Source organism: Rhizobiaceae bacterium (assembly GCA_023953845.1).
Taxonomy (GTDB): Bacteria; Pseudomonadota; Alphaproteobacteria; order Rhizobiales; family Rhizobiaceae; genus Arvimicrobium.
The window spans coordinates 400,078-418,965 of sequence record JAMLJC010000001.1 but is presented as its reverse complement, the minus strand read 5'-3'; the positions used below and the strand labels follow the sequence as shown (position 1 = coordinate 418,965).

Here is an 18,888-nt window from a genome sequence, read left to right as displayed (position 1 = left end):
GCTCGCTCAGGCGGCCTGCTTTGTCGCCAGCCAGATTGTGTGGCGCGCGCCGCGTTTGTTGTTGGCCCGCACCTTCACTTCCTCGACGGCGAAACCCGCCTGCTTCAGCCGCTTCGTGAAGGCGGCGTCAGGCGCCGACGACCAGACCGCCAGCACGCCGCCGCGCCTCAGCGATCCGCGCGCTCTGGCGAGGCCTGAAACATCGTAGAGCGCATCGTTCGCGCGTCTGGTCAATCCTTCCGGGCCGTTGTCGACATCGAGCAGCACGGCGTCGTAGGCGGCCGGGCTCGACCTGACGAGGGTTCCGACATCGCCCTCCCATATCGTCACGCGCGGGTCGTCGAGGCAATCGCCGAACAGTTCCGCCATCGGGCCGCGCGCCCAGCGGACGACCGCGGGAACGAGTTCCGCGACGGTGACGCGGGCTGTCGCCGGGAGTGCCGCAAGGGCGGCGCGAAGCGTAAAGCCCATGCCGAGGCCGCCGATCATGACATGCGCCGAGGACCGGGCTCCGATCCGCTCGCAGGGCAGGCGCGCCAGCGCTTCTTCCGAACCGCTGAGGCGGCTGTTCATGAGCTCGGTGGCGCCGAGCATGATGGAGAATTCGGCGCCGCGCCGCTTCAGGCGGATTGCGCCGCCGCCGTCCGGCATCTCGGCGCTGTCGAGCTGAACCCAGGGGATCAAGCGGCTTTGACCACGGGCTGGCTCCAGCGCGCCGCGATCAGCCGGTAGGGGATGAGCGCGAAGACGGCGATCAGCAGCTTCACCGTCAGGTCGCCCAGCGCCCAGGAGAGCCAGCGCGGCGCCTCGGCGGCAAACAGGCCGAGCAGGGGAGCTGCTTCCAGCGCAAAGCCGTCTTCCGGGCCGACAAAGGCGAAGGCGGCGGAAAAGGCGACCGAGAAGAAGATCAGCGTATCGACGACCGAGCCCGCCAGCGTGCCGAAGATCGGCGCGCGCCACCAGCTTTGCCGGCGCAGCCAGTTGAACACCGTGACGTCGAGCAGTTGCGCCGTGAGGAAGGCCGTGCCCGAGGCGATGGCGATGCGTACGAGACGACCGGCGGCGGTCTCGAACTCGATCAGGCCGAAACGGAACAGCAGCGGCGGCACCACGATGGAGCACACGACCGCCGTCATGAAGCCGACGAAGACGATGCGCCGCGCGATCCGCGGCCCATGGCGACGGTTGGCGAGATCGGTGACGAGGAAGGCGAAGGGGTAGGTGAACGCGCCCCAGGTCAGCACGTCGGCCAGCGACAGGCCGCTCAGCGTTCCCTGCACCGGGAACTGGACGAGGGTGTTCGACGCCACCACGACGAGCGCCATAGCGGCCACGAAGGGCAGATAGATCGAAGAGGAATTCATTTTTTTATCCTGGGTGATGGAACCAGTGGTGCCGGCCAATCCCCCGATCGCCGGCTCCGGTCAGGCGGATGTCCCCCGCCTCGATATCAGATCAGGCGGAAGCCTGCTCGCTGGCCTTCTTGGCGATCTGCTTCTTCAGCAGGCGGGCGCGGGGCGAAAGCTCGGCCGCGTCGGCCTTGGCCAGGAAAGCGTCGAGGCCGCCGCGGTGCTCGACCGAACGGAGCGCGTTGGCGGAGATGCGCAGGCGCACGTTCTGGTTCAGGGCTTCCGACTGCAGCGTCACATTGACGAGATTCGGCAGGAAGCGACGCTTGGTCTTGTTGTTGGCGTGGCTTACATTGTTGCCGGACATGACGGCCTTGCCGGTCAGATCGCAGGAGCGGGACATTTTGTTACCTTCGTTCTCGTTCTGCCCAAAATCCTCGGTCGCACCTGATGCGGCGCGCGGTTTCTTCGAGCGGCCTTTGGGAAAAGTCGGCGTTCCATAGTGGCATTTCGCCGAAGCGTCAAGTCGAAGCATCAGGTTCCGCAGACCGCCCGCCGCGATGCCGCCAGCCATGACGCAACACCCCTCGCCGGACGTTCCCACAGAATTGCCCGATTCCCGCCGCAACGATTGATGATGCAGCTTCCGATCGAACGACAGCGACCATGAACGTGCTTTCCCGCGCCCTGCTCGGAACGGCCGTGGCCCTTGCCGGCGCCGCGCCTTCCGCGTCCACCGCGCGAACGGAATCGACTTCGTTCCGCGGCGACTATTCGGTGACCTATCTCGGCCTGCCGGTCGCGCGATCCACCATGGTTTCGACCCTCAACGGCACGTCCTACGCGATCGAGGGCTCGGTTTCGACCGCCGGGCTCGGCAAGATCTTCGACGATACGAGGGCGACGCTCTCGGTCAACGGCCAGATGTCGGCCGGGGGCGCGGTGCCGTTGCGAGCCTTCACCAGCTACAAGCATGAGAAGAAGAGCAAGAGCCTGACCATCAGCTTCGCCAAGGGCGATGTGGTGTCGACCGAGATGGTGCCTCCGCCGAAGCCGCGGGCGAAGGACTGGATTCCGGTGGCGGACGATCAGTTGCGCTCGGTTCTAGATCCGCTCTCGGCGTTTCTCGTCAAGGCCAAGGATATCGCCGACGTCTGCTCGAAGCCCTTGAGGATGTATGACGGCGAGATGCGGGTCGATCTCAAGCTCAGCCACAAGCAGACGGCCGACATCAAGCTGGACGGCTATCAGGGACCTGCGGTGACCTGCACGGCCCGCTTCAGCCCGGTTTCCGGCTATCGGGCGAACAAGAAGTCGGTGAAGTTCATGCGTGACAAGAGCCGCATCTCGATCACGTTTGCGCCGCTCGGCACAACCGGGGTATATGCGCCCGTCCATGCCAGCGTTGGCACGGAGATGGGCACGCTGACCCTGCAGGCGCGCAAGGTCGAAATGGTCGAGTAGAGGGGTGACTGCCCCGGAGGAATCTCATGGGGCGGGCGACACTGATCGGCTTCTCGGCGGTTGCCATGTGGGCGCTGCTGGCGTTGCTTACCGACGCGTCGGGCAGCGTGCCGCCATTCCTGCTTTCGGCCATCACCTTCGCCATCGGAACGCTTGTCGGCTTCGCTGCACGTCTTTTCATGCCCGCGCCGGAGCCGGTTAAAATTCCGCCGCAGGTGTGGGTCATCGGCATAGCCGGGCTGTTCGGCTACCACTTTTTCTACTTCACCGCGCTGCGCAGCGCACCGGCGGTCGAGGCCAGCCTGATCGCCTATCTCTGGCCGCTGCTCATCGTGCTCGGCTCGGCGCTGATGCCGGGCGAAAGGCTGCAATGGCACCATGTGGCCGGCGCGCTGCTCGGGCTCGCGGGCACCTTCCTCATCGTGACGAACGGCGGAAAGCTGGCCTTCGACAGCCGCTATGTCTTCGGCTATGCCATGGCGGGCGCCTGCGCCTTCATCTGGGCCGCCTATTCGCTCCTGTCGCGGCGTTTCCCGGCGGTGCCGACCAGCGTGGTGACGTGGTTCTGCGCGGCGACGTCGGCGCTGTCGCTCGCCTGCCATTTCCTGCTGGAGGAGACCGTGCTGCCGTCCGGCCCGGGCGAATGGCTGGCGGTCATCGGGCTCGGGCTGATGCCTGTGGGTGCGGCCTTCTATGCCTGGGATCATGGCGTCAAGCGCGGCAATATCCAGGTGCTGGGCGCGGCGAGCTATGCCGCGCCGCTGCTTTCCACGCTGGTGTTGATCGCGGCAGGCTTTTCGGAACCGACGCCGCATGTGCTGGCAGCCTGCGTGCTCATCACGGCCGGCGCGGTGCTTGCCGCGAAGTCCCTGCTGTTCAAGCCGCGCGTCAGCGCCGAGGCTTCCCGCGCATGATGCCTTTCCCGGGCGGGATCGAATCGACGGCCAACGGCACGCTGATCCTGTCGGCCGCCGCGGCACTGCTCTATCTCGGCATGGTCGAGCGGGAGGCAAACCTTCGCCGCACCGCCGCCAAGACGATGGCTGTCGCACTGCTGGCGGTGCTCGCCGCGCTCGAAGGCGGGTCGCCGCTGCTCGCAGCCGCGCTCGCGCTCTCGGCGATCGGGGACGCGTTTCTTTCGCGCGAAGGAGAGCAGGCGTTCCTGGCCGGCCTGGCCTGCTTCCTTGTCGCGCATCTCGTCTATGTCGTGCTGTTCGCGATCTCCGGACAGGGCTTCGGTATCGTCGCGCAGGAATTCTGGCGACCTCTGGCGGGTGCGCTGATGATTGCCGCCACCGCGTTTCTCCTGTTTCGGCTGCGTAACGCCGTCGATGGCCCGATGCGAAACGCGGTTACCGCCTATGCGGCCGCCATTCTTGCCATGGGTCTGTCGGCGCTCAGCGTGCCCGGGCCCTGGGTCGCGCTCGGTGCGGCGCTGTTCATGGCTTCGGATGCGCTGCTCGGAACGGAAAAGTTCCTGATTGCCGGCAATGGCGAGAGGCGCCGCGCGCTTCGGTATGCCGTCTGGATCACTTACTACACGGCTCAGCTGATGATCGTGCTTGCCGGACTGCTTCCTTTGTCCGGCTGAAATCCCAGCCGGCGGCCGACATCTTCCAGCCAGTAATCGCGGATGTTCAGCGCCTTCAGATGGTCGAGCGTGTTGAACACATACTCCTCGTTCGGTCCCGACTGGCCGATGGACCCCGCCACGACCTCGGCGGCGTGGGCAGAGTCCAGATTGCCAGCATACTGCTCGTGGCGGCGGTCGACAACGTAGCAGGCGGCCATCACCGCGCCGCCGCTATCAAGTCGCACCGGGAGACTGCGTTCCAGATAGACGTTTGTGACGAGTTCGCGCTCGCGAAGATAGGCGAGCACCTCGCCGCGCAGTTCGTTCGGCACGCGGAAGGCGAGGCCGATGCAGGAGCCGCCCCGGTCGAGGCCGAGGACGAGGCCCGGCCTCTCCCGCGTCCCCCTGTGCACGAAGGAGCGCACGCAGAGCGAGCGTCGGAAGCCGTGCAGCCGCGCGCGCTCGACCTCGACATGCGCGAAACCCGGCCGCCACATCAGCGAGCCATAGCCAAACACCCAAAAATCGCCCATATCGCCAAGCCTGTATGCCGCTCTGCCGGAGCGTAGCCCGAGCCCTATCGAAAGCCGCCTCATGACGTCAAGCGAGACCCGCAAGCCATCCTATTCCCGCCGCATGATGTGGATCGCGGTCTTTGTCGCCGTGCTGTTCGGCGGCTACAGCGCCGGATGGTTCTATGTCGGCAAGCTTCTGCAGGACCAGGTGAAGACGGCGCTGGCCGACGCCAACGCGAAAGGCGTTTCGGCCGATTGCGCCAACCCCACGGCGCGGGGCTTTCCCTTCCGCATCGGGCTGTTCTGCGATGCCGTAAGCTTCGACAGCCGCAAGGGCGCCAGCGTGTCGGCAGGGGCTTTCCGCTCCGCCGCGCAGGTCTACAATCCGTTCCACATCGTTGCGGAACTGGACGGCCCGGCGGTGATCGACGCCGCCGGCTCACCGCCTCTGCGCTTCAACTGGGAAGGGCTGCGCGCCAGCGTGCGGCTTGCCGCCCCGCTGCCGGAGCGCATCTCGGTCGAGGGAACAGACGTCGCCGCCGGTCCCGCGTCGGGTCAGCCGCTCGCCAAGGCGGCGTCGGTGCAGGGCCATATGCGTCCGAACGGCGCCGATCTCGACGTCGCCGGCAGCGTCGGCAACCTTGTCGCCGATGCTTCGGTGCTTCAGGGGCGCGTCGTGCCGCCGCTCTCGGCGGAGGTGGACGCGACCGTGACGAACGGCGTCGCGCTGTTGCAATTGCGCCCCAAAAGCCTGCGCGGCCAGTCGGCGATATTCCGCACCCTGACGATCTCCACCGACGCCAGTACCGGCGTCGGCATAGCCGGACCCGTTTCCGTCGACGAGGCCGGGCTGATCGATGCGGATCTGACGCTGACCGTGCGCAATGCGAAAGGTCTCGCAGAGGCGGCCGCCACGGCGTTTCCCGAGGCCAGGGACCGGATCGAGAAGGCGATGATCGGCATCGGCATGCTCGGTCAGAACACGTCGCTGCCGCTCAAGATCGTAAAGGGCAAGGCGTCGCTGGGATTCATCGGGCTGGGCGACATCCCGCCGGTGAAATGAAGCGAAGGGATCGGTGGAACAGTAAACGGTGAACTGCTCACCGTTCACTCTTCAAGTCTGCCTGTCCCGGATGCTCCACGGCCTGACGGCCGAAGTCCGGTGCATCGATCTCCTGCCCGGCCTCGATGATCGAGCGGCGGATGGCGCGCGTGCGGGTGAAAAGGTCGAACAGCTTTTCGCCGTCGCCCCAGCGTATCGCGCGCTGGAGAAAGGCAAGGTCCTCGGAGAAGCGCGCCAGCATTTCGAGGATGGCGTCCTTGTTGTGCAGGCAGACGTCCCGCCACATGGTCGGATCGGAAGCGGCGAGGCGGGTGAAGTCGCGGAAACCCGAGGCCGAATATTTGATGACCTCGGATTTGGTCACCGTCTGGAGATCGTCCGCCGTGCCGACGATGTTGTAGGCGATGATGTGCGGTAGGTGGGAGACGATGGCCAGCACCTTGTCGTGATGCTCGGGGTCCATCGTGTCGATGTTGGAGCCGCAGCGCCGCCAGAATTCCGAGAGCTTCTCCAACACCGCGGGGTCGGTGTCGGGCAGCGGCGTGAAGATGCACCATCGGTTCTCGAACAGGTCGGCGAAGCCAGCGTCCGGGCCGGATTTCTCGGTGCCCGCCAGCGGGTGGCCGGGGATGAAATGCACGCCCTCCGGCATATGCGGCTTCATCTGTACGATGACGGACGCCTTGGTCGAGCCGACATCGGTGACGATGGCTCCCGCCTTGAGGGCGGGGGCGATGAGTTCCGCCACCTCCGCGGACGAGCCGACCGGCACCGAGACGATGACGAGATCGGCGTCGCGCACGGATTCTGCGAGATCGGTGGTGTAGCTGTCGCCCAGCTTCAGTTCGGCGGCCCGGTCGAGCGTCTTCTTGCTTCGTGTGGCGATGACGACATGGCGGGCAAGGTTTTCGCGGCGAATGACGCGGGCCAGCGACGAGCCGATCAGGCCGATTCCGATCAGGGCGATGCGGTCGAAAAGGGGCTCGGCCATGGTCAACTCTTCAGGAATTCGGCGATCGCCGCGACGAGACCGCGATTGGCCTCTTCGGAACCGATCGTCGCGCGCAGCGCGTTCGGGAAACCGTAGGCCGATACGCGGCGCAGGATGAAGCCGCGCGCCGTCAGATGGTCGTCCGCTGCGGCTGCCGAAAGCTTCTTATCGTCGGGAAAGTGGATGAGGATAAAGTTGCCGACGCTTGGCGTCACCTTCAGGCCGAGCTTCTCCAGTTCCGCCGTCGTCCATGGCAGCCAGCGGTCGTTGTGCTCCACCGCGGCGGCGAGATGCGCGCGGTCGCGCATCGCCGCTATGCCGGCTTCGATGGCGACGGCATTGACGTTGAACGGTCCGCGCACGCGGTTCAGCGCGTCGATGATATGGGCGGGGGCATAGAGCCAGCCGATCCGCAGGCCTGCCAGACCGTAGATCTTGGAGAAGGTCCGCGTCATGACGACATTCTGCGAATTCGACACCAGCTCGATGCCGGCTTCGTAGTCGTTGCGACGGACATATTCGGCATAGGCCGCGTCGATCACCAGAAGCACGTCCTTCGGCAGGCCGGCGTGCAGCCGGCGCACCTCCTCGAAAGGCAGATAGGTGCCGGTCGGGTTGTTGGGATTGGCGAGGAACACGATCTTCGTGCGCGGCGTCACGGCGGCCAGGATGGCGTCGACATCGGCGCGGGCGTCCTTCTCCTTCACGGTGACGGGCGTCGCGCTCGCGGCCTGCGTGGCGATCTTGTAGACAAGGAAGCCGTGCTCGGTGAGGATCGCCTCGTCGCCCGGCCCGAGATAGGTCTGCGCGATCAGGGCGAGGCTCTCGTCCGATCCGTTGGAGCAGAGGATGTTCGCCGGGTTGAGCCCGTAAGCCTCGCCGATCGTCTCGCGCAGGCGCGTCGACGATCCGTCCGGATACAGCTCCAGCGAGCCTGCCGCCTTCTTCACGGCCTCGGCCACGCTCGGCGAAGGGCCGAGCGGCGTTTCGTTGGATGAAAGCTTGTGCACCTTGACGACGCCGGCCGGAGCGCTGCTCTTGCCGGGCACATAGGCTGCGATGTCCAGCACTCCGGGCTTCGGTTCTGGACGGTTCTTCTGGCTGGTTTCGGTCATTCTATCGTCCGTTCCGCCCTTGGGAAGGGCGCCAGCGGCATACAGGCGGCGGCGGCGAATGTCGAGGGTTTGCTGGCGCGGCGGGTGGCCGGACGTGCCGGGCCGCGCCTAGGGCGCGTAGACGATTACCGATTTCGGCCGGATGCGGAAATGCGCCGGCGTCCAGGTGCTCAGTTCGCCGTCGGTGTTGACCGGGCGCGGCGCCTTGGTGCGGATTGTGATCTCCGTCGTCTTGAAGGCGCGTACGTCGTCCCACTGTCCCTGCGTGCCACGGCGCAGGCTGGGCAGCAGACGCAGCAGCCGCCACCAATGGTCGACCTCAAGGCTGTAGAGATCGAGCCAGCCATCGTCCGCCGACGCCTTCTCCTCGACCGTCATGCCGCCGCCATAGTGCCTTCCGTTGCCGACGGAGACCTGCATGGTCCTGATCTTTTCCGTGGCGCCGTCATGGTCGAGATAGGCGGTGAAGAGCCGCGAACGCAACAGGATGCGCGCTGCGACTATGCCGTAGCCGAGCACGCCCCAGCGCTTCTTGGCATGCTCGGTCAGTTCCGCCGCGAGTTCGGCGCTGAAGCCGATAGAGGCGACGTTGAAGAACAGATGGCCGTTCACCTCGCCGAGATCGACATGCTTCGTCCTTCCCTGCACGATGAGTTCGGCGGCCTTTAGCGGGTCGAGCGGGATGTTCATCGTCCGGGCGAAATCGTTGGCCGTGCCGAGCGGCAGAACACCGAGCGGCAGGCCGGTATAGACGAGAGCGGAAGCGGCGGCGTTCAGCGTGCCGTCGCCGCCGCCGACGATGACGAGATCGCAGCGGTCGGCGTGACGCGAGATAAGATCCGAGATGCTGTCGCCTCCGGTGGGCTGCTCATCGATCAGCCTGAAACCCGAGGCCGCAAGAAAATCGCGCACCGGTGCGATCGAGGCCGCCCCTCGACGGGCGCGGGGATTCACGATCATCAGGGCGCGTTTGCCGGCGTTCTTTGTCATGGGGCGGAGTGCAAGAGGGGGTGAAGGGCAGGACGGGCGAATTCGTCGCAGACCTATCTAGGTGCGGACAAACAGGATGTCAGGCATTGCGGCAATCCGGCGCGCCGCGCTATTCGACGACCTGCATTTATAATGAAGCGCAGGCCCCGCAACACTCGGCCATGTCGCGCGTTGCTGATGTGTTCGATTCGGGGGAATTCCGTGACAAGCAGCCAGTTGCTGTCCTTCTCGGTGATCGCGCTGATGATGGCCGCCTTCGTCTGGGGGCGATTCCGCTACGACCTGGTAGCGACGGCGGCGCTGCTCGTCGCCCTTGCCGTCGGTGTCGTGCCTTTCGAAGCCGCGTTCAGCGGCTTCAGCGACGACATCGTGATCATCGTCGGCAGCGCGCTGGTCGTCAGTCATGGCGTCGCCCGGTCCGGCGTCATGGAATATGCTGTGCAGCGCTACGCGCCGGACGTCTCTTCGGTGCGGGCGCAACTGGCGCTTCTCGTCATCGTCGTCACCGTGCTTTCAGCCTTCGTGAAGAATATCGGCGCGCTGGCAATCATGATCCCCATCGCTTTCCAGTTCGCCAAGCGGTCGAACGCCTCTCCCTCGGTGTTCCTGATGCCGATGGCGTTCGGCTCCCTGCTCGGCGGGCTGCTTACCCAGATCGGCACATCGCCGAACATCGTGGTGTCGCGCGTGCGCGGCGAGATGACGGGAACGCCGTTCACCATGTTCGACTTCACGCCGGTCGCGGCCGTGCTGTGCGTCGCCGGCATCGCTTTCCTGATCCTGTTCTACTGGCTGGTGCCTATGCGCTCCCGCGAAAGCGCGGCCATGCACGAGGCGATCGACATCAAGAACTACCTCGCCGAAGCCAAAATCTCGGCAAAGTCCGCGTTGCGGGGCAAATCCGTCAGCGACTTGCTGAAGATCGCGGAAGGCGAGGTGGCAGTCACCTCGATCATGCGGAGCGGGTTGCGCATCGCGCCGCTGCCCGATTCGGTGTTCCGCGAGGGCGATGTGTTGCTTCTGGAGGGCGATCCGGAAGCGCTCAACCGGGTGGTTTCCCACGGCAAGCTCGATCTCACCGGCGACCGCGACTTCGCCAAGGGTCTCGGAGTCGAGACCGAGGCGATCGAGGCGGTGATCGCCGAGAACTCGCCGTTGATCGGGTGGTCGGCGAAGCGCCTGGCGCTGTACGAGCGCTTCAACGTCAATCTGCTCGCGGTGAGCCGGCGCAATGAAAGGCTGAACGAGCGGCTTGGCGAGGTGACGCTGCGGCTGGGCGACGTGATCGTGCTGCAGGGGTCGCGTGCCGCCATTCCCGAAATCCTGCGAGAGTTCGGCTGCCTGCCTCTGGCGGAACGCTCGCTTCTGCTCGGCAGCGTGCGGCGCGGCATCGTGCCGCTGGTGATCCTTGCCGCGGCGATGGGCGCGACCGCCGTCGGCGTGCTGCCCGTCTCCGTCGCCTTCTTCGCCGCCGCCGTCGCCATGGTCGCGTTCAACGTCGTGCCGATCCGCGCCGTCTACACGGCCGTCGATGGCCCTATCCTCGTGATGCTGGCGGCGCTCATCCCCGTGAGCGATTCGCTGCGGGCGACCGGCGCCACGGATCTCATTGCCGCTTCACTGGCCGACATAGGCGGGGCATTGCCGGGCTACGGCTCGTTGGCACTGATCCTCATCTGCGCCATGGCGGTGACGCCGTTTCTCAACAACGCCGCGACCGTTCTCGTCATGGCGCCCATCGCGGCGGGTTTCGCCAGCGGCCTCGGCTACCGCCCGGAAGCTTTCCTCATGGCCGTGGCCATCGGGGCGGGGTGCGACTTCCTGACGCCGATCGGGCATCAGTGCAACACGCTGGTGATGGGACCCGGAGGCTACCGCTTCTCGGACTATCCGAGGCTCGGCCTGCCGCTGTCGATCCTCGTCATCATCGTCGCCGTGCCGGCGCTGCTCGTCGTCTGGCCCCTTCAGTAGCTCTCAGACGCCGAAAATCTCCTCGATCCGACGGCGCATGACGCTCGCGTCGGCATCGACGCCGGTCCAGTATTTTATGTTGATGATGCCCTGGTTGACGAGCATGCCAAGGCCGTCGAGCACCGTGCAGCCGCGCGCTTCCGCATCGCGGACCAGCCGCGTGCGCGGCGGATTCGGTATGATGTCGGCGACGACCATGCCCGGTGTCAGCGTTGCCATGTCGATATCGAGCGTCGCGTCGACATCCGGGAAAAGTCCGATCGAGGTGGCGTTGACGACGATGTCGGTGCCGGCCGGCATGGCGAAATTCTCCGTCCAAGGCCGGAAATCGGCCTTGGTGTTCGTCCTTTCGCCGAGCATCCGCGCCAATTCCTCGCCCCGCTCGCGGCCGCGGTTGACGACTGTGATTGCCGCCGCGCCCGCGAGCGCGAGTTCCACGCAGATGGCGCGCGAGGCGCCGCCCGCGCCGAACACGACGACCGATTTCCCGGCAGGGTCGACCACTTCCCGCAGCGATTTCAGAAAACCCTTGCCGTCAGTGTTCTCGCCGATCAGCCTGCCGTCGCGCATGACGGCGCAGTTCACCGCTTCCATGATCGCGGCCGATTCGCCCAGGCCGTCGAGGTGTTGAATGACCGTCACCTTGTGGGGCAGCGAGCAGTTGAAGCCTTTCCAGCCCATGGCGCGGGCGCCGCGCACGGCATCCGCCAGCTTTTCCGGAGGCACCTCGCAGTTGATGTAACGCGCGTCGATGCCATGGTGGCCGTAGGCGGCGTCCATCATGGCGACGGTGGGATTCTCCGCCGCCGGCATGGCGAACGATCCGGTGATCGTGCTCAGGAAATTCATCTTCCCTCCCTGTTCTCATGCCGGACGGCATCGCGCTCCGGTTCGGACGATGGTAGCGCAACGAGCGGGCGACGCCAGAGCCCGCTTCCGTTTCGTTGGAACGTCGTCCGGCTCCACGTTTTTGTTGGAGCCATGATCTCTGTCGTCACCCGCCTTTTCGGGATCATGCTTCTGCCTCGCGAACCTGCCGCCGAGTTTTTCGCGCCCCGGCGGGCAGTTCAGCGTTTGTCAGGAGGCTGCATTATCCCGCAGGCGTCGGGGTGGCCTTGCCCCGCCGACGCACGTATAAGCCCGCCTCCAATCGTTCGAGGTACCGGTCATGTCAGTCCTGGCAGGTTCGAAACGCAAGGCGGCGATCGCTTTCATTTTGATCACGGCCGCCCTCGACATCATCTCGATGGGCATCATCATTCCCGTCTGGCCGATCCTCATCGAGGATTTCACCGGCTCCAACGCCGAGGCGGGCTGGTACAACGGGCTGTTCGTGGCGCTCTGGGCGCTGATGCAGTTCGTCTGCTCGCCGATCATGGGATCGCTGTCGGATCGCTACGGCCGCCGGCCGGTGATCCTCCTGTCGACGCTCGGGCTCGCGGCCGACTATGTGCTGATGGCGCTGGCGCCGAACCTCTGGTGGCTGGCGGCGGGACGCATCGTCGCGGGCATCACCTCGTCGAGCTTCACGACAGCCTTCGCCTACATGGCCGACATTACGCCGCCGGAAGGGCGCGCCCGCGCCTACGGCCTGATCGGCGCGGCCTTCAGCGGCGGCTTCGTGCTCGGGCCGGTGATCGGCGGCTTCCTCGGGGAGATTTCGCCGCGCGCGCCATTCTGGACGGCAGCAGCCATGAGCGGCCTCGCTTTCCTCTATGGGCTTCTGGTGCTGCCGGAATCGCTTGCAGCGGAAAAGCGCATGAACTTCTCGTGGAAGCGGGCCAATCCCTTCGGCGCCATGGTGCTGCTGCGCTCGCATCCCGAGCTTTTCGGGCTCGCAGGCGTCAACTTCCTGCTCTATTTCGCGCATCACGTCTTTTCGGCCGTGTTCGTGCTCTATGCCGGCTATCGCTACGGCTGGGGGCCGTGGCAGGTCGGTGCGGTGCTGGCGCTGGTGGGCGTTCTCGACATGATCGCGCAGGGCGTCGTCGTCGGGCCGCTGGTCAAGCGCTTCGGCGACCGCGCCGTCATGGTGTTCGGGCTGTTCGGCGGCTCGGTCGGCATCGCCTGCATGGGTTTTGCGCCGGACTGGATCACCTTCACCCTCGCCATGCTGCCAAACGCGCTCTGGGGCCTCGCCATGCCGACGCTGCAGTCCCTGATGACGCGTCACGTCTCGGAATCGGAGCAGGGGCAATTGCAGGGCGCGAATATGAGCCTCGCCAGCATTGCAGGCGTGCTATCGCCGCTGTTCTTCGGCTGGGTCTATTCGCACTCGATCTACGACGGCGCCCCGGTCTGGCTGTCGGGGCTGTCGCTGCTGATCGCATCGGGCGTCCTGCTTTCCGCGGCGATCCTTGGCTGGTGGGTTGCCCGGCGCGCCGGGTCTGCGGAGGCCGTTCAGCAGCCTGCCGTCTGACGCGGGGCGGCCTTGCGTGCGGCCGTCACCGGGGCCGTTCTTGCGTTCTGGGGTGTCAGCACCGGCACGAAGACGCGCCGGGAGGCTCTTTGCGTCGCCGGGAGCCCCTGATAGATGCGCTTCTGCGCCTCGACCACGATGACGCCGGAGAAGATCGGCCAGAATCGCCGTCCCATGCGTTCGAACATGCCGTGCAGCCGCATCATGAAGCGGCGCTTCGAAGGCGGGAAGAGCAGCGCCTCCGCCCAGGCCGAGGGCGTGAAATTCGCCTCGTGCAGGAGTTCGGTCAACTGCCCGCGCGAAAATGGCCGGCCGGTGCCGAACGGCGTGTGCTCGAATCGCGCCCAGACGCCGCGGCGGTTCGGCACGACGATGACGACGCGGCCGGCTGGGGAGAGCACGCGCCAGATCTCCTTCAGCGTCTCGCGCGGATTTTCCGCGTGTTCCAGCGCATGGACGACCAGCATCCGGTCGATCGACGCATCGACCAGCGGCAGTTCCTCGTCGAAGACGAGCGCGGTCGCCGAAGGACCGCCCGCCGGCCACACCACGGCGCCCTGCGTGGCCGGCATGAAGGCGCATGCGCATTCGGCATCGGTTCCGAAACGGTCGAGCCACGGCACCGTGTAGCCGAGGCCGACCAGCCGTTCCTTGGGCAGCTTGGCCCAGATCGAGGCCAGAGCCATGGTGATCGAGCGCTCGGCCAGCCGGCCGAGCACCGAACCATAGAAAGAGCGCAGGACGATGATGTCGGAATTCATTGGCGGAAAGCTATCTGCGACCGTTCGCGACTGCAAGAATGGGTGAGGGAGGGTGACAGGCAGGTCTCCGGACCCTATGTTCCGGCCGCAATCCGGAGACACTTCATGACGATCCAGATCGACCAGTTCACATGCCGCGCCGACAATTTCGGCGTGCTCATGCACGATTCGGCAACCGGCGAGACGGCGCTGATCGATGCGCCGGAGGAGGCGACCATTCTCGCCGCGATCGAGCGCACGGGCTGGAAGCCCACCCTCATCCTGACCACGCATCACCACGCCGATCATGTCGAGGCGAACCTCGCGCTAAAGCAGAAGTTCAATCTGAAGATCATCGGGCCGAAAGCCGAGGCGGACAAGATTCCGGGCATCGACGAAGAGGTGAGGGAGGGGGATGTCATCAAGTTCGGCGGCGAGGAGATCCGGGTCATCGAGACGCCGGGCCATACGGCGGGCCATGTCTCCTATCATCTGCCGAAGTCGAAAATCGCCTTCACCGCCGACACGCTGTTCGCGCTCGGCTGCGGACGGCTGTTCGAGGCGCCGCCTCCGGTCATGTACCAGTCGCTGAAGAAGCTCGCCGCGCTGCCGCCTGAAACGGTGGTCTATTGCGGCCATGAATATACGCTGTCCAACGCGAAGTTCGCGCTCACGGTCGATCCCGAGAACGATAAACTGAAGGCGCGGGCGGTACGGATCGAGACGCTGCGCGCCGAGGACAAGGCGACGCTGCCGACCACGATCGGCGAGGAACTGGAGACCAATCCGTTCCTGCGCTGGGACGATCCGTCGATCCGCAAGCATCTCGGCATGGAGAAGGCGACGGACGCCGAGGTCTTCGCCGAGATCCGCAAGCGCAAGGACAATTTCTGATCTCGTCGGCAAGCGGCGGCAGCATGAACGCCAGCGAGATCATCGCATTGCTCGGCATGAAGCGTCATCCGGAAGGCGGCTGGTATGCCGAGACCTTCCGGGACGAGGCTGGGGGCGAGCGCGGCCATTCGACCGCGATCTATTTCCTTCTCGAGGCGGGCGACCGGTCTCACTGGCACCGCGTCGCAGATGCCGCCGAGGTCTGGCACCATTATGCCGGCGCGCCGCTCGAATTGCAGGTGGCGAAACATGACGCCGGACCGCTCGTCCGGCATATCCTTGGTATCGACCTGACGGCCGGGGAGCGGCCGCAATTCGTCGTTCCGGCGGGCTGGTGGCAGGCGGCACGAAGCCTTGGAGACTGGACGCTGGTCGGCTGCACCGTCTCGCCGGGCTTCAGCTTCTCGTCGTTTGAACTGGCCCCGCCGGACTGGTCGCCCGGCGCATAAGCTTCAGGTCTTCACGCCCAGTTCCGCCAGCCGCTTGATGGCGGTGGGCGGCATGGGGGGTGGGTTCTCCGAACGCGCGGCGTCGACCAGAAGCGCGTCGCAGGCGGCCTCGGTCTCGGCGATCAGGCGGGCCATGAATTCCTCCTTCGACAGGCCGGGCTCGATCGGCTTCAGGAAGCGGGCCTTGATGGTGCCCGGAAAGCGCAGGAACTTCCGGCGCGGCCAGTAGAGGCCGGCGACATGAGCCACCGGCACCACGGGTATGCCGAGGGAAGTGTAGAGTTCGACGATGCCCCATTTATAGGCCGGCTCGGCGCCGGGGGCGCGGCGGGTGCCTTCGGGATAGATGATGAGCTGGCGCGGGTTGCGCGCCATCTCGGCCCTTGTCGCGGCCACCACCGCCTTCAGCGCCTTCGAGCGGCTGCCGCGATCAACCGGGATCATGCGCATCTTCATGATGTACCAGCCGAAGAAGGGAATCCACTGCAGCTCCCGCTTGAGGATGTAGAGCGGATCGTCGAGATACGGAAAGAAGCTGATGGCGTCCCAGAATGACTGGTGCTTCGGCGCGAGGATGAACGACCCTTCCGGCAGGTTTTCGGCGCCGGTGATCTCGGAGCGCGTGTCGGCGATCTTTTCGTAGAGCCATGCGCAGGTGCGCGCCCAGAACTTCGGCACGAACCATGCGGCATGCCGGGGCGACAGGAAATAGAAGGGCGCCCAGAAGATCATCTGAACAATCAGGCTGGCGTAGAAGACCGTATTGAAGGCCAGGGATCTCAGAACGAGCATGCAGCGGTCCGCAGATAGGAGTCGGCCGCTGTTACACCATTGCGCCGCGCCATGGAAAGCCGGCGCTTCGCCGTGCGGTCAGCCGTTGGAAGGCGCTACGTTGACCATCTCGGCGGGCTCTTCGTCTCCGTCGAGCGGCAGCAGGCCACGGGCGACGGCCGCAAGATACTTCGCATATTCGGTGAAAAGTACCCGCAGCACCTCGCCGCTGGTTAGCCAGTTGCCGTGGTCTATGCGCGTGTTGACGACCGGGTAGGGCACGAATTCCGTGTCCGGAACGAAGCGCTTCATCTCCAGCAGCGTGCGCGGCATGTGGTAGTTGTTGGTGACGAGGATGGCGCGGGCGAATTTGTGGTCCTTCAGCCATTTGGCGCTTTCCTGCGCGTTGCCGATCGTGTCCAGCGCGGCATAGTCGACATCGACGCAGCATTTGAACAGCGTGCGGTCGCCGCCGGTCACGGCGCGCAGATCGTCGAGATCGGCCGCCGGATGCACGCCGCTGATCAGCAGGCGCTCGCCCTTGCCGGATTTCAGCAGCCCGACAGCCGCCTCCAACCGCGAGCGGCCGCCGGTGACGACGATGATGGCGTCCGCCGGGTCCGGATTGCGCGGCGTTGCGAGCGTGCTCACATAGTCCGCGAAGAAGCCGAAGCCGCCGGCGAGGACGGCGACGCAGGCGAGCGCCGCGAGGAACACGAATCGGAAAACGCGAAATACCGAACTCGGCCGGAGGCGCGGGCTCCCGGTCGCAGCGGAATCGAAGCCAGAGGGCGGCGTCGGTTGGTCCTCGGCCATGCCGTGAAGGCTAGCGCCATTCGGCAGGCCACGGTAGACGGTTTTTCCGTCATCAACCGCCATCGGGTTGCCTGTTCTCGATATCGGTGAGATAGGCGACGACGGTGAGATGCGAGGTGAGCGCGGTGATGCCGGCGACGGCCAGCATGACAAAGAACACGCCGGCATAGCCGCTGGCGCCGATGGCGAAATTGCCGAAAAGGGCGGCGGCCTGATCGGCCCCCGGCGTCGCCATGTTGATGGACGACCACCAGGAGAAGACGATGAAGGTGAGGACCGCGGCCAATCCGCCGGCCGCCGCGCCCTTCGCGCCGGTGGCCAGGAAATGCCGGCGGAACTGCACGGCGATGAAGCGCGCCTCGGCGCCGACGAAATGCAGCACGTCGATGATATGACCGGACCCCGCCATCGCCCCGCGCGTCGCGAAGATCACGGTGAGCACCGTCGCCGTCAGCATCAGCGCCAGCACCGACATGCCGATCGTCACCATGCTGCGCGCCATGGAGACAAGCCGGTCCACCCATGTCCGGTGGTCGTCGAGGTTGGCCGAGGGGATTTCCGTGGCCAATGCGCTGCGTATGGCCGCGAAATCGGGCGGGCTGGCGCGGTCGATGGTGACGATGACGAGGCGGGGGATCGGCAGCTGCGCGAAGTCGATGTTGGCACCGAGCCACGGCTCCAGAAGCCGCGCGGTCGCCGCCTCGTCGACGATGCGCGTGCCGGTCACGCCGGGAAAGCCGGCGGCGATGTTGGCGGCGTTTCCGAGCGCGGCGTTCATGTCCAGTCCCTCGGCCGGCTTGATCTGGATGGTCGCCTCGCGCGCGATCTGGGTCTGCCACACGGATGCGGTGTCGCGGATCATCGTCACCGCGCCCAGCGTCAGGCACGACAGGAAGGTCATGATGGCGATGACGAGCACCAGCGACTGCCCGGACAGGCTTTGCTCCGGAATGATCGGCGCCGGCCGCCGCGCGGCGCGGTAGGCGGGCTGGGCGCGCGGAACGTCGGCCGGAACATCAGTCATAGACGTCCAGCCTTCCGTCGGTGAGCACCATGCGGCGTGCGTCGACCTGCTCCATCAGGTGCAGGTCGTGGGTGGCGATGACGACGGCGGTGCCAAGCCTGTTCATTTCGATGAAGAGGCGCAGCAGGCGGCGCGCCAGAGGCGGGTCGACGTTGCCCGTGGGTTCGTCGGCCAGCAGGATTTCCGGCTGCTCGATCAGGGCGCGGGCGATGGCGACGCGCTGCTTCTCGCCGCCCGAAAGCACCGGCGGAAGGACGTGCATACGGTCGCCGAGGCCGACCCATTTCAGGAGTTCGGCGACGTCGTGCCGGTAGCTTGCCTCCTCGCGCCCGCGCACGCGCAAGGGCAGCGCGACATTGTCGAAGGTGGACATATGGTCGAGCAGGCGGAAATCCTGGAACACGACGCCGATGCGGCGGCGCAGATAGGGCAGTTCCTTCGGCGTGATTCGCGAGCGGTCCTTGCCGAATATGTTGATCAGTCCGCGTGTCGGCTTCAGCGACATGAACAGCAGCCGGAGCAGCGACGTCTTGCCCGCGCCGGAAGGACCGGTCAGGAACTGGAAGGAGCGCTCCGGCAGGTCGAACGAAATGTCGCGCAGAATCTCCGGACCGAGTCCGTAGCGCAGGCCGACATTCTCGAACCGGATCAATTTGCGACTTCCTCAGGGGTTCGGGCGGCAGCGCCGACCCTTGGCGACAATCGTCCCGGCATGGTTAACCGGCGGTTAAATTTCCGCGGTTG

At 65.8% G+C, this 18,888-nt stretch carries 21 protein-coding genes; 8 read left to right on the top strand and 13 right to left on the bottom strand.

Annotated features, from left to right (window positions below; all coding sequences use genetic code 11):
- Positions 1-6: 6 nt before the first annotated feature.
- The 3 genes from M9955_02085 to rpmB form a co-directional block, all read right to left on the bottom strand.
- Positions 7-684, bottom strand: coding sequence for an MnmC family methyltransferase (locus M9955_02085; GenBank protein MCO5080429.1), 678 nt, complete (start codon positions 682-684; stop codon positions 7-9).
- Positions 681-1,364: a queuosine precursor transporter gene (locus tag M9955_02080; protein MCO5080428.1), complete on the bottom strand. Its 684-nt coding sequence runs from the start codon at positions 1,362-1,364 to the stop codon at positions 681-683. Before M9955_02080 ends, M9955_02085 begins: the two co-directional genes overlap by 4 nt.
- A gap of 91 nt (positions 1,365-1,455) precedes the next feature.
- Complete coding sequence (gene rpmB, locus M9955_02075) at positions 1,456-1,752, bottom strand: 50S ribosomal protein L28 (GenBank protein ID MCO5080427.1); 297 nt, start codon at positions 1,750-1,752, stop codon at positions 1,456-1,458.
- Between the two features lie 263 nt (positions 1,753-2,015).
- Here rpmB and M9955_02070 point away from each other — a divergent pair, with 263 nt between their 5' ends.
- From M9955_02070 to M9955_02060, 3 genes are read left to right on the top strand one after another with little or no spacing between them, the layout of a single operon-like run.
- A complete protein-coding gene (locus M9955_02070; protein ID MCO5080426.1) occupies positions 2,016-2,813 on the top strand; it encodes a DUF3108 domain-containing protein in 798 nt (265 codons plus the stop codon).
- Positions 2,814-2,839: 26 nt separating this feature from the next.
- Complete coding sequence (locus tag M9955_02065) at positions 2,840-3,727, top strand: EamA family transporter (protein MCO5080425.1); 888 nt, start codon at positions 2,840-2,842, stop codon at positions 3,725-3,727.
- Positions 3,724-4,404, top strand: a complete 681-nt coding sequence (locus M9955_02060; GenBank protein MCO5080424.1) for a lysoplasmalogenase — start codon at positions 3,724-3,726, stop codon at positions 4,402-4,404. The genes M9955_02065 and M9955_02060 overlap by 4 nt, the downstream gene beginning before the upstream one ends.
- Here the strand turns inward: M9955_02060 and M9955_02055 are convergent.
- On the bottom strand, positions 4,359-4,919 hold the full coding sequence (locus M9955_02055; GenBank protein MCO5080423.1) for a gamma-glutamylcyclotransferase: 561 nt from the start codon (positions 4,917-4,919) through the stop codon (positions 4,359-4,361). The genes M9955_02060 and M9955_02055 overlap by 46 nt on opposite strands.
- Before the next feature lie 61 nt (positions 4,920-4,980).
- Between M9955_02055 and M9955_02050 the strand changes: the two genes are divergently transcribed.
- Entirely contained in the window at positions 4,981-5,964 is a 984-nt protein-coding gene (locus tag M9955_02050; protein MCO5080422.1) for a DUF2125 domain-containing protein, read from the top strand.
- Between the two features lie 37 nt (positions 5,965-6,001).
- On the opposite strand, the gene M9955_02045 is transcribed toward M9955_02050, so the two are convergent.
- The 3 genes from M9955_02045 to M9955_02035 form a co-directional block, all read right to left on the bottom strand.
- The gene (locus M9955_02045; protein MCO5080421.1) at positions 6,002-6,955 is read right to left on the bottom strand and encodes a prephenate/arogenate dehydrogenase family protein; all 954 of its coding nucleotides are present in this window, start codon (positions 6,953-6,955) and stop codon (positions 6,002-6,004) included.
- Positions 6,956-6,957: 2 nt separating this feature from the next.
- Positions 6,958-8,070 (bottom strand): histidinol-phosphate transaminase, encoded by a 1,113-nt coding sequence (gene hisC / locus M9955_02040; protein ID MCO5080420.1) that lies wholly within the window; start codon positions 8,068-8,070, stop codon positions 6,958-6,960.
- Between the two features lie 108 nt (positions 8,071-8,178).
- Positions 8,179-9,060, bottom strand: coding sequence for a lipid kinase (locus M9955_02035; GenBank protein MCO5080419.1), 882 nt, complete (start codon positions 9,058-9,060; stop codon positions 8,179-8,181).
- 201 nt (positions 9,061-9,261) lie between these two features.
- Between M9955_02035 and M9955_02030 the strand changes: the two genes are divergently transcribed.
- Positions 9,262-11,031, top strand: a complete 1,770-nt coding sequence (locus M9955_02030; protein ID MCO5080418.1) for an SLC13 family permease — start codon at positions 9,262-9,264, stop codon at positions 11,029-11,031.
- A gap of 3 nt (positions 11,032-11,034) precedes the next feature.
- On the opposite strand, the gene aroE is transcribed toward M9955_02030, so the two are convergent.
- A complete protein-coding gene (gene aroE / locus M9955_02025) occupies positions 11,035-11,880 on the bottom strand; it encodes a shikimate dehydrogenase (GenBank protein ID MCO5080417.1) in 846 nt (281 codons plus the stop codon).
- 319 nt (positions 11,881-12,199) lie between these two features.
- Between aroE and M9955_02020 the strand changes: the two genes are divergently transcribed.
- On the top strand, positions 12,200-13,450 hold the full coding sequence (locus tag M9955_02020) for a TCR/Tet family MFS transporter (GenBank protein ID MCO5080416.1): 1,251 nt from the start codon (positions 12,200-12,202) through the stop codon (positions 13,448-13,450).
- On the opposite strand, the gene M9955_02015 is transcribed toward M9955_02020, so the two are convergent.
- Positions 13,432-14,211 (bottom strand): class I SAM-dependent methyltransferase, encoded by a 780-nt coding sequence (locus M9955_02015; protein ID MCO5080415.1) that lies wholly within the window; start codon positions 14,209-14,211, stop codon positions 13,432-13,434. The genes M9955_02020 and M9955_02015 overlap by 19 nt on opposite strands.
- A 105-nt stretch (positions 14,212-14,316) precedes the next feature.
- Between M9955_02015 and gloB the strand changes: the two genes are divergently transcribed.
- Together gloB and M9955_02005 are read left to right on the top strand one after the other, a co-directional pair.
- Complete coding sequence (gene gloB / locus M9955_02010) at positions 14,317-15,084, top strand: hydroxyacylglutathione hydrolase (protein MCO5080414.1); 768 nt, start codon at positions 14,317-14,319, stop codon at positions 15,082-15,084.
- 23 nt (positions 15,085-15,107) lie between these two features.
- Entirely contained in the window at positions 15,108-15,533 is a 426-nt protein-coding gene (locus tag M9955_02005) for a cupin domain-containing protein (protein MCO5080413.1), read from the top strand.
- A 3-nt stretch (positions 15,534-15,536) separates the two neighbouring features.
- Here the strand turns inward: M9955_02005 and M9955_02000 are convergent, their stop codons facing one another.
- The 4 genes from M9955_02000 to ftsE all read right to left on the bottom strand — a co-directional run bounded on the left by M9955_02000 (position 15,537) and on the right by ftsE (position 18,796).
- Positions 15,537-16,325 (bottom strand): 1-acyl-sn-glycerol-3-phosphate acyltransferase, encoded by a 789-nt coding sequence (locus tag M9955_02000; GenBank protein MCO5080412.1) that lies wholly within the window; start codon positions 16,323-16,325, stop codon positions 15,537-15,539.
- A 78-nt stretch (positions 16,326-16,403) separates the two neighbouring features.
- Complete coding sequence (locus M9955_01995; protein MCO5080411.1) at positions 16,404-17,183, bottom strand: YdcF family protein; 780 nt, start codon at positions 17,181-17,183, stop codon at positions 16,404-16,406.
- Complete coding sequence (locus tag M9955_01990; protein ID MCO5080410.1) at positions 17,173-18,144, bottom strand: ABC transporter permease; 972 nt, start codon at positions 18,142-18,144, stop codon at positions 17,173-17,175. The genes M9955_01995 and M9955_01990 overlap by 11 nt, the downstream gene beginning before the upstream one ends.
- Positions 18,137-18,796 carry a cell division ATP-binding protein FtsE gene (gene ftsE / locus M9955_01985; protein MCO5080409.1) on the bottom strand — a complete coding sequence of 220 codons (660 nt, stop codon included), beginning with the start codon at positions 18,794-18,796 and terminating at the stop codon, positions 18,137-18,139. Before ftsE ends, M9955_01990 begins: the two co-directional genes overlap by 8 nt.
- Positions 18,797-18,888: the final 92 nt, after the last annotated feature.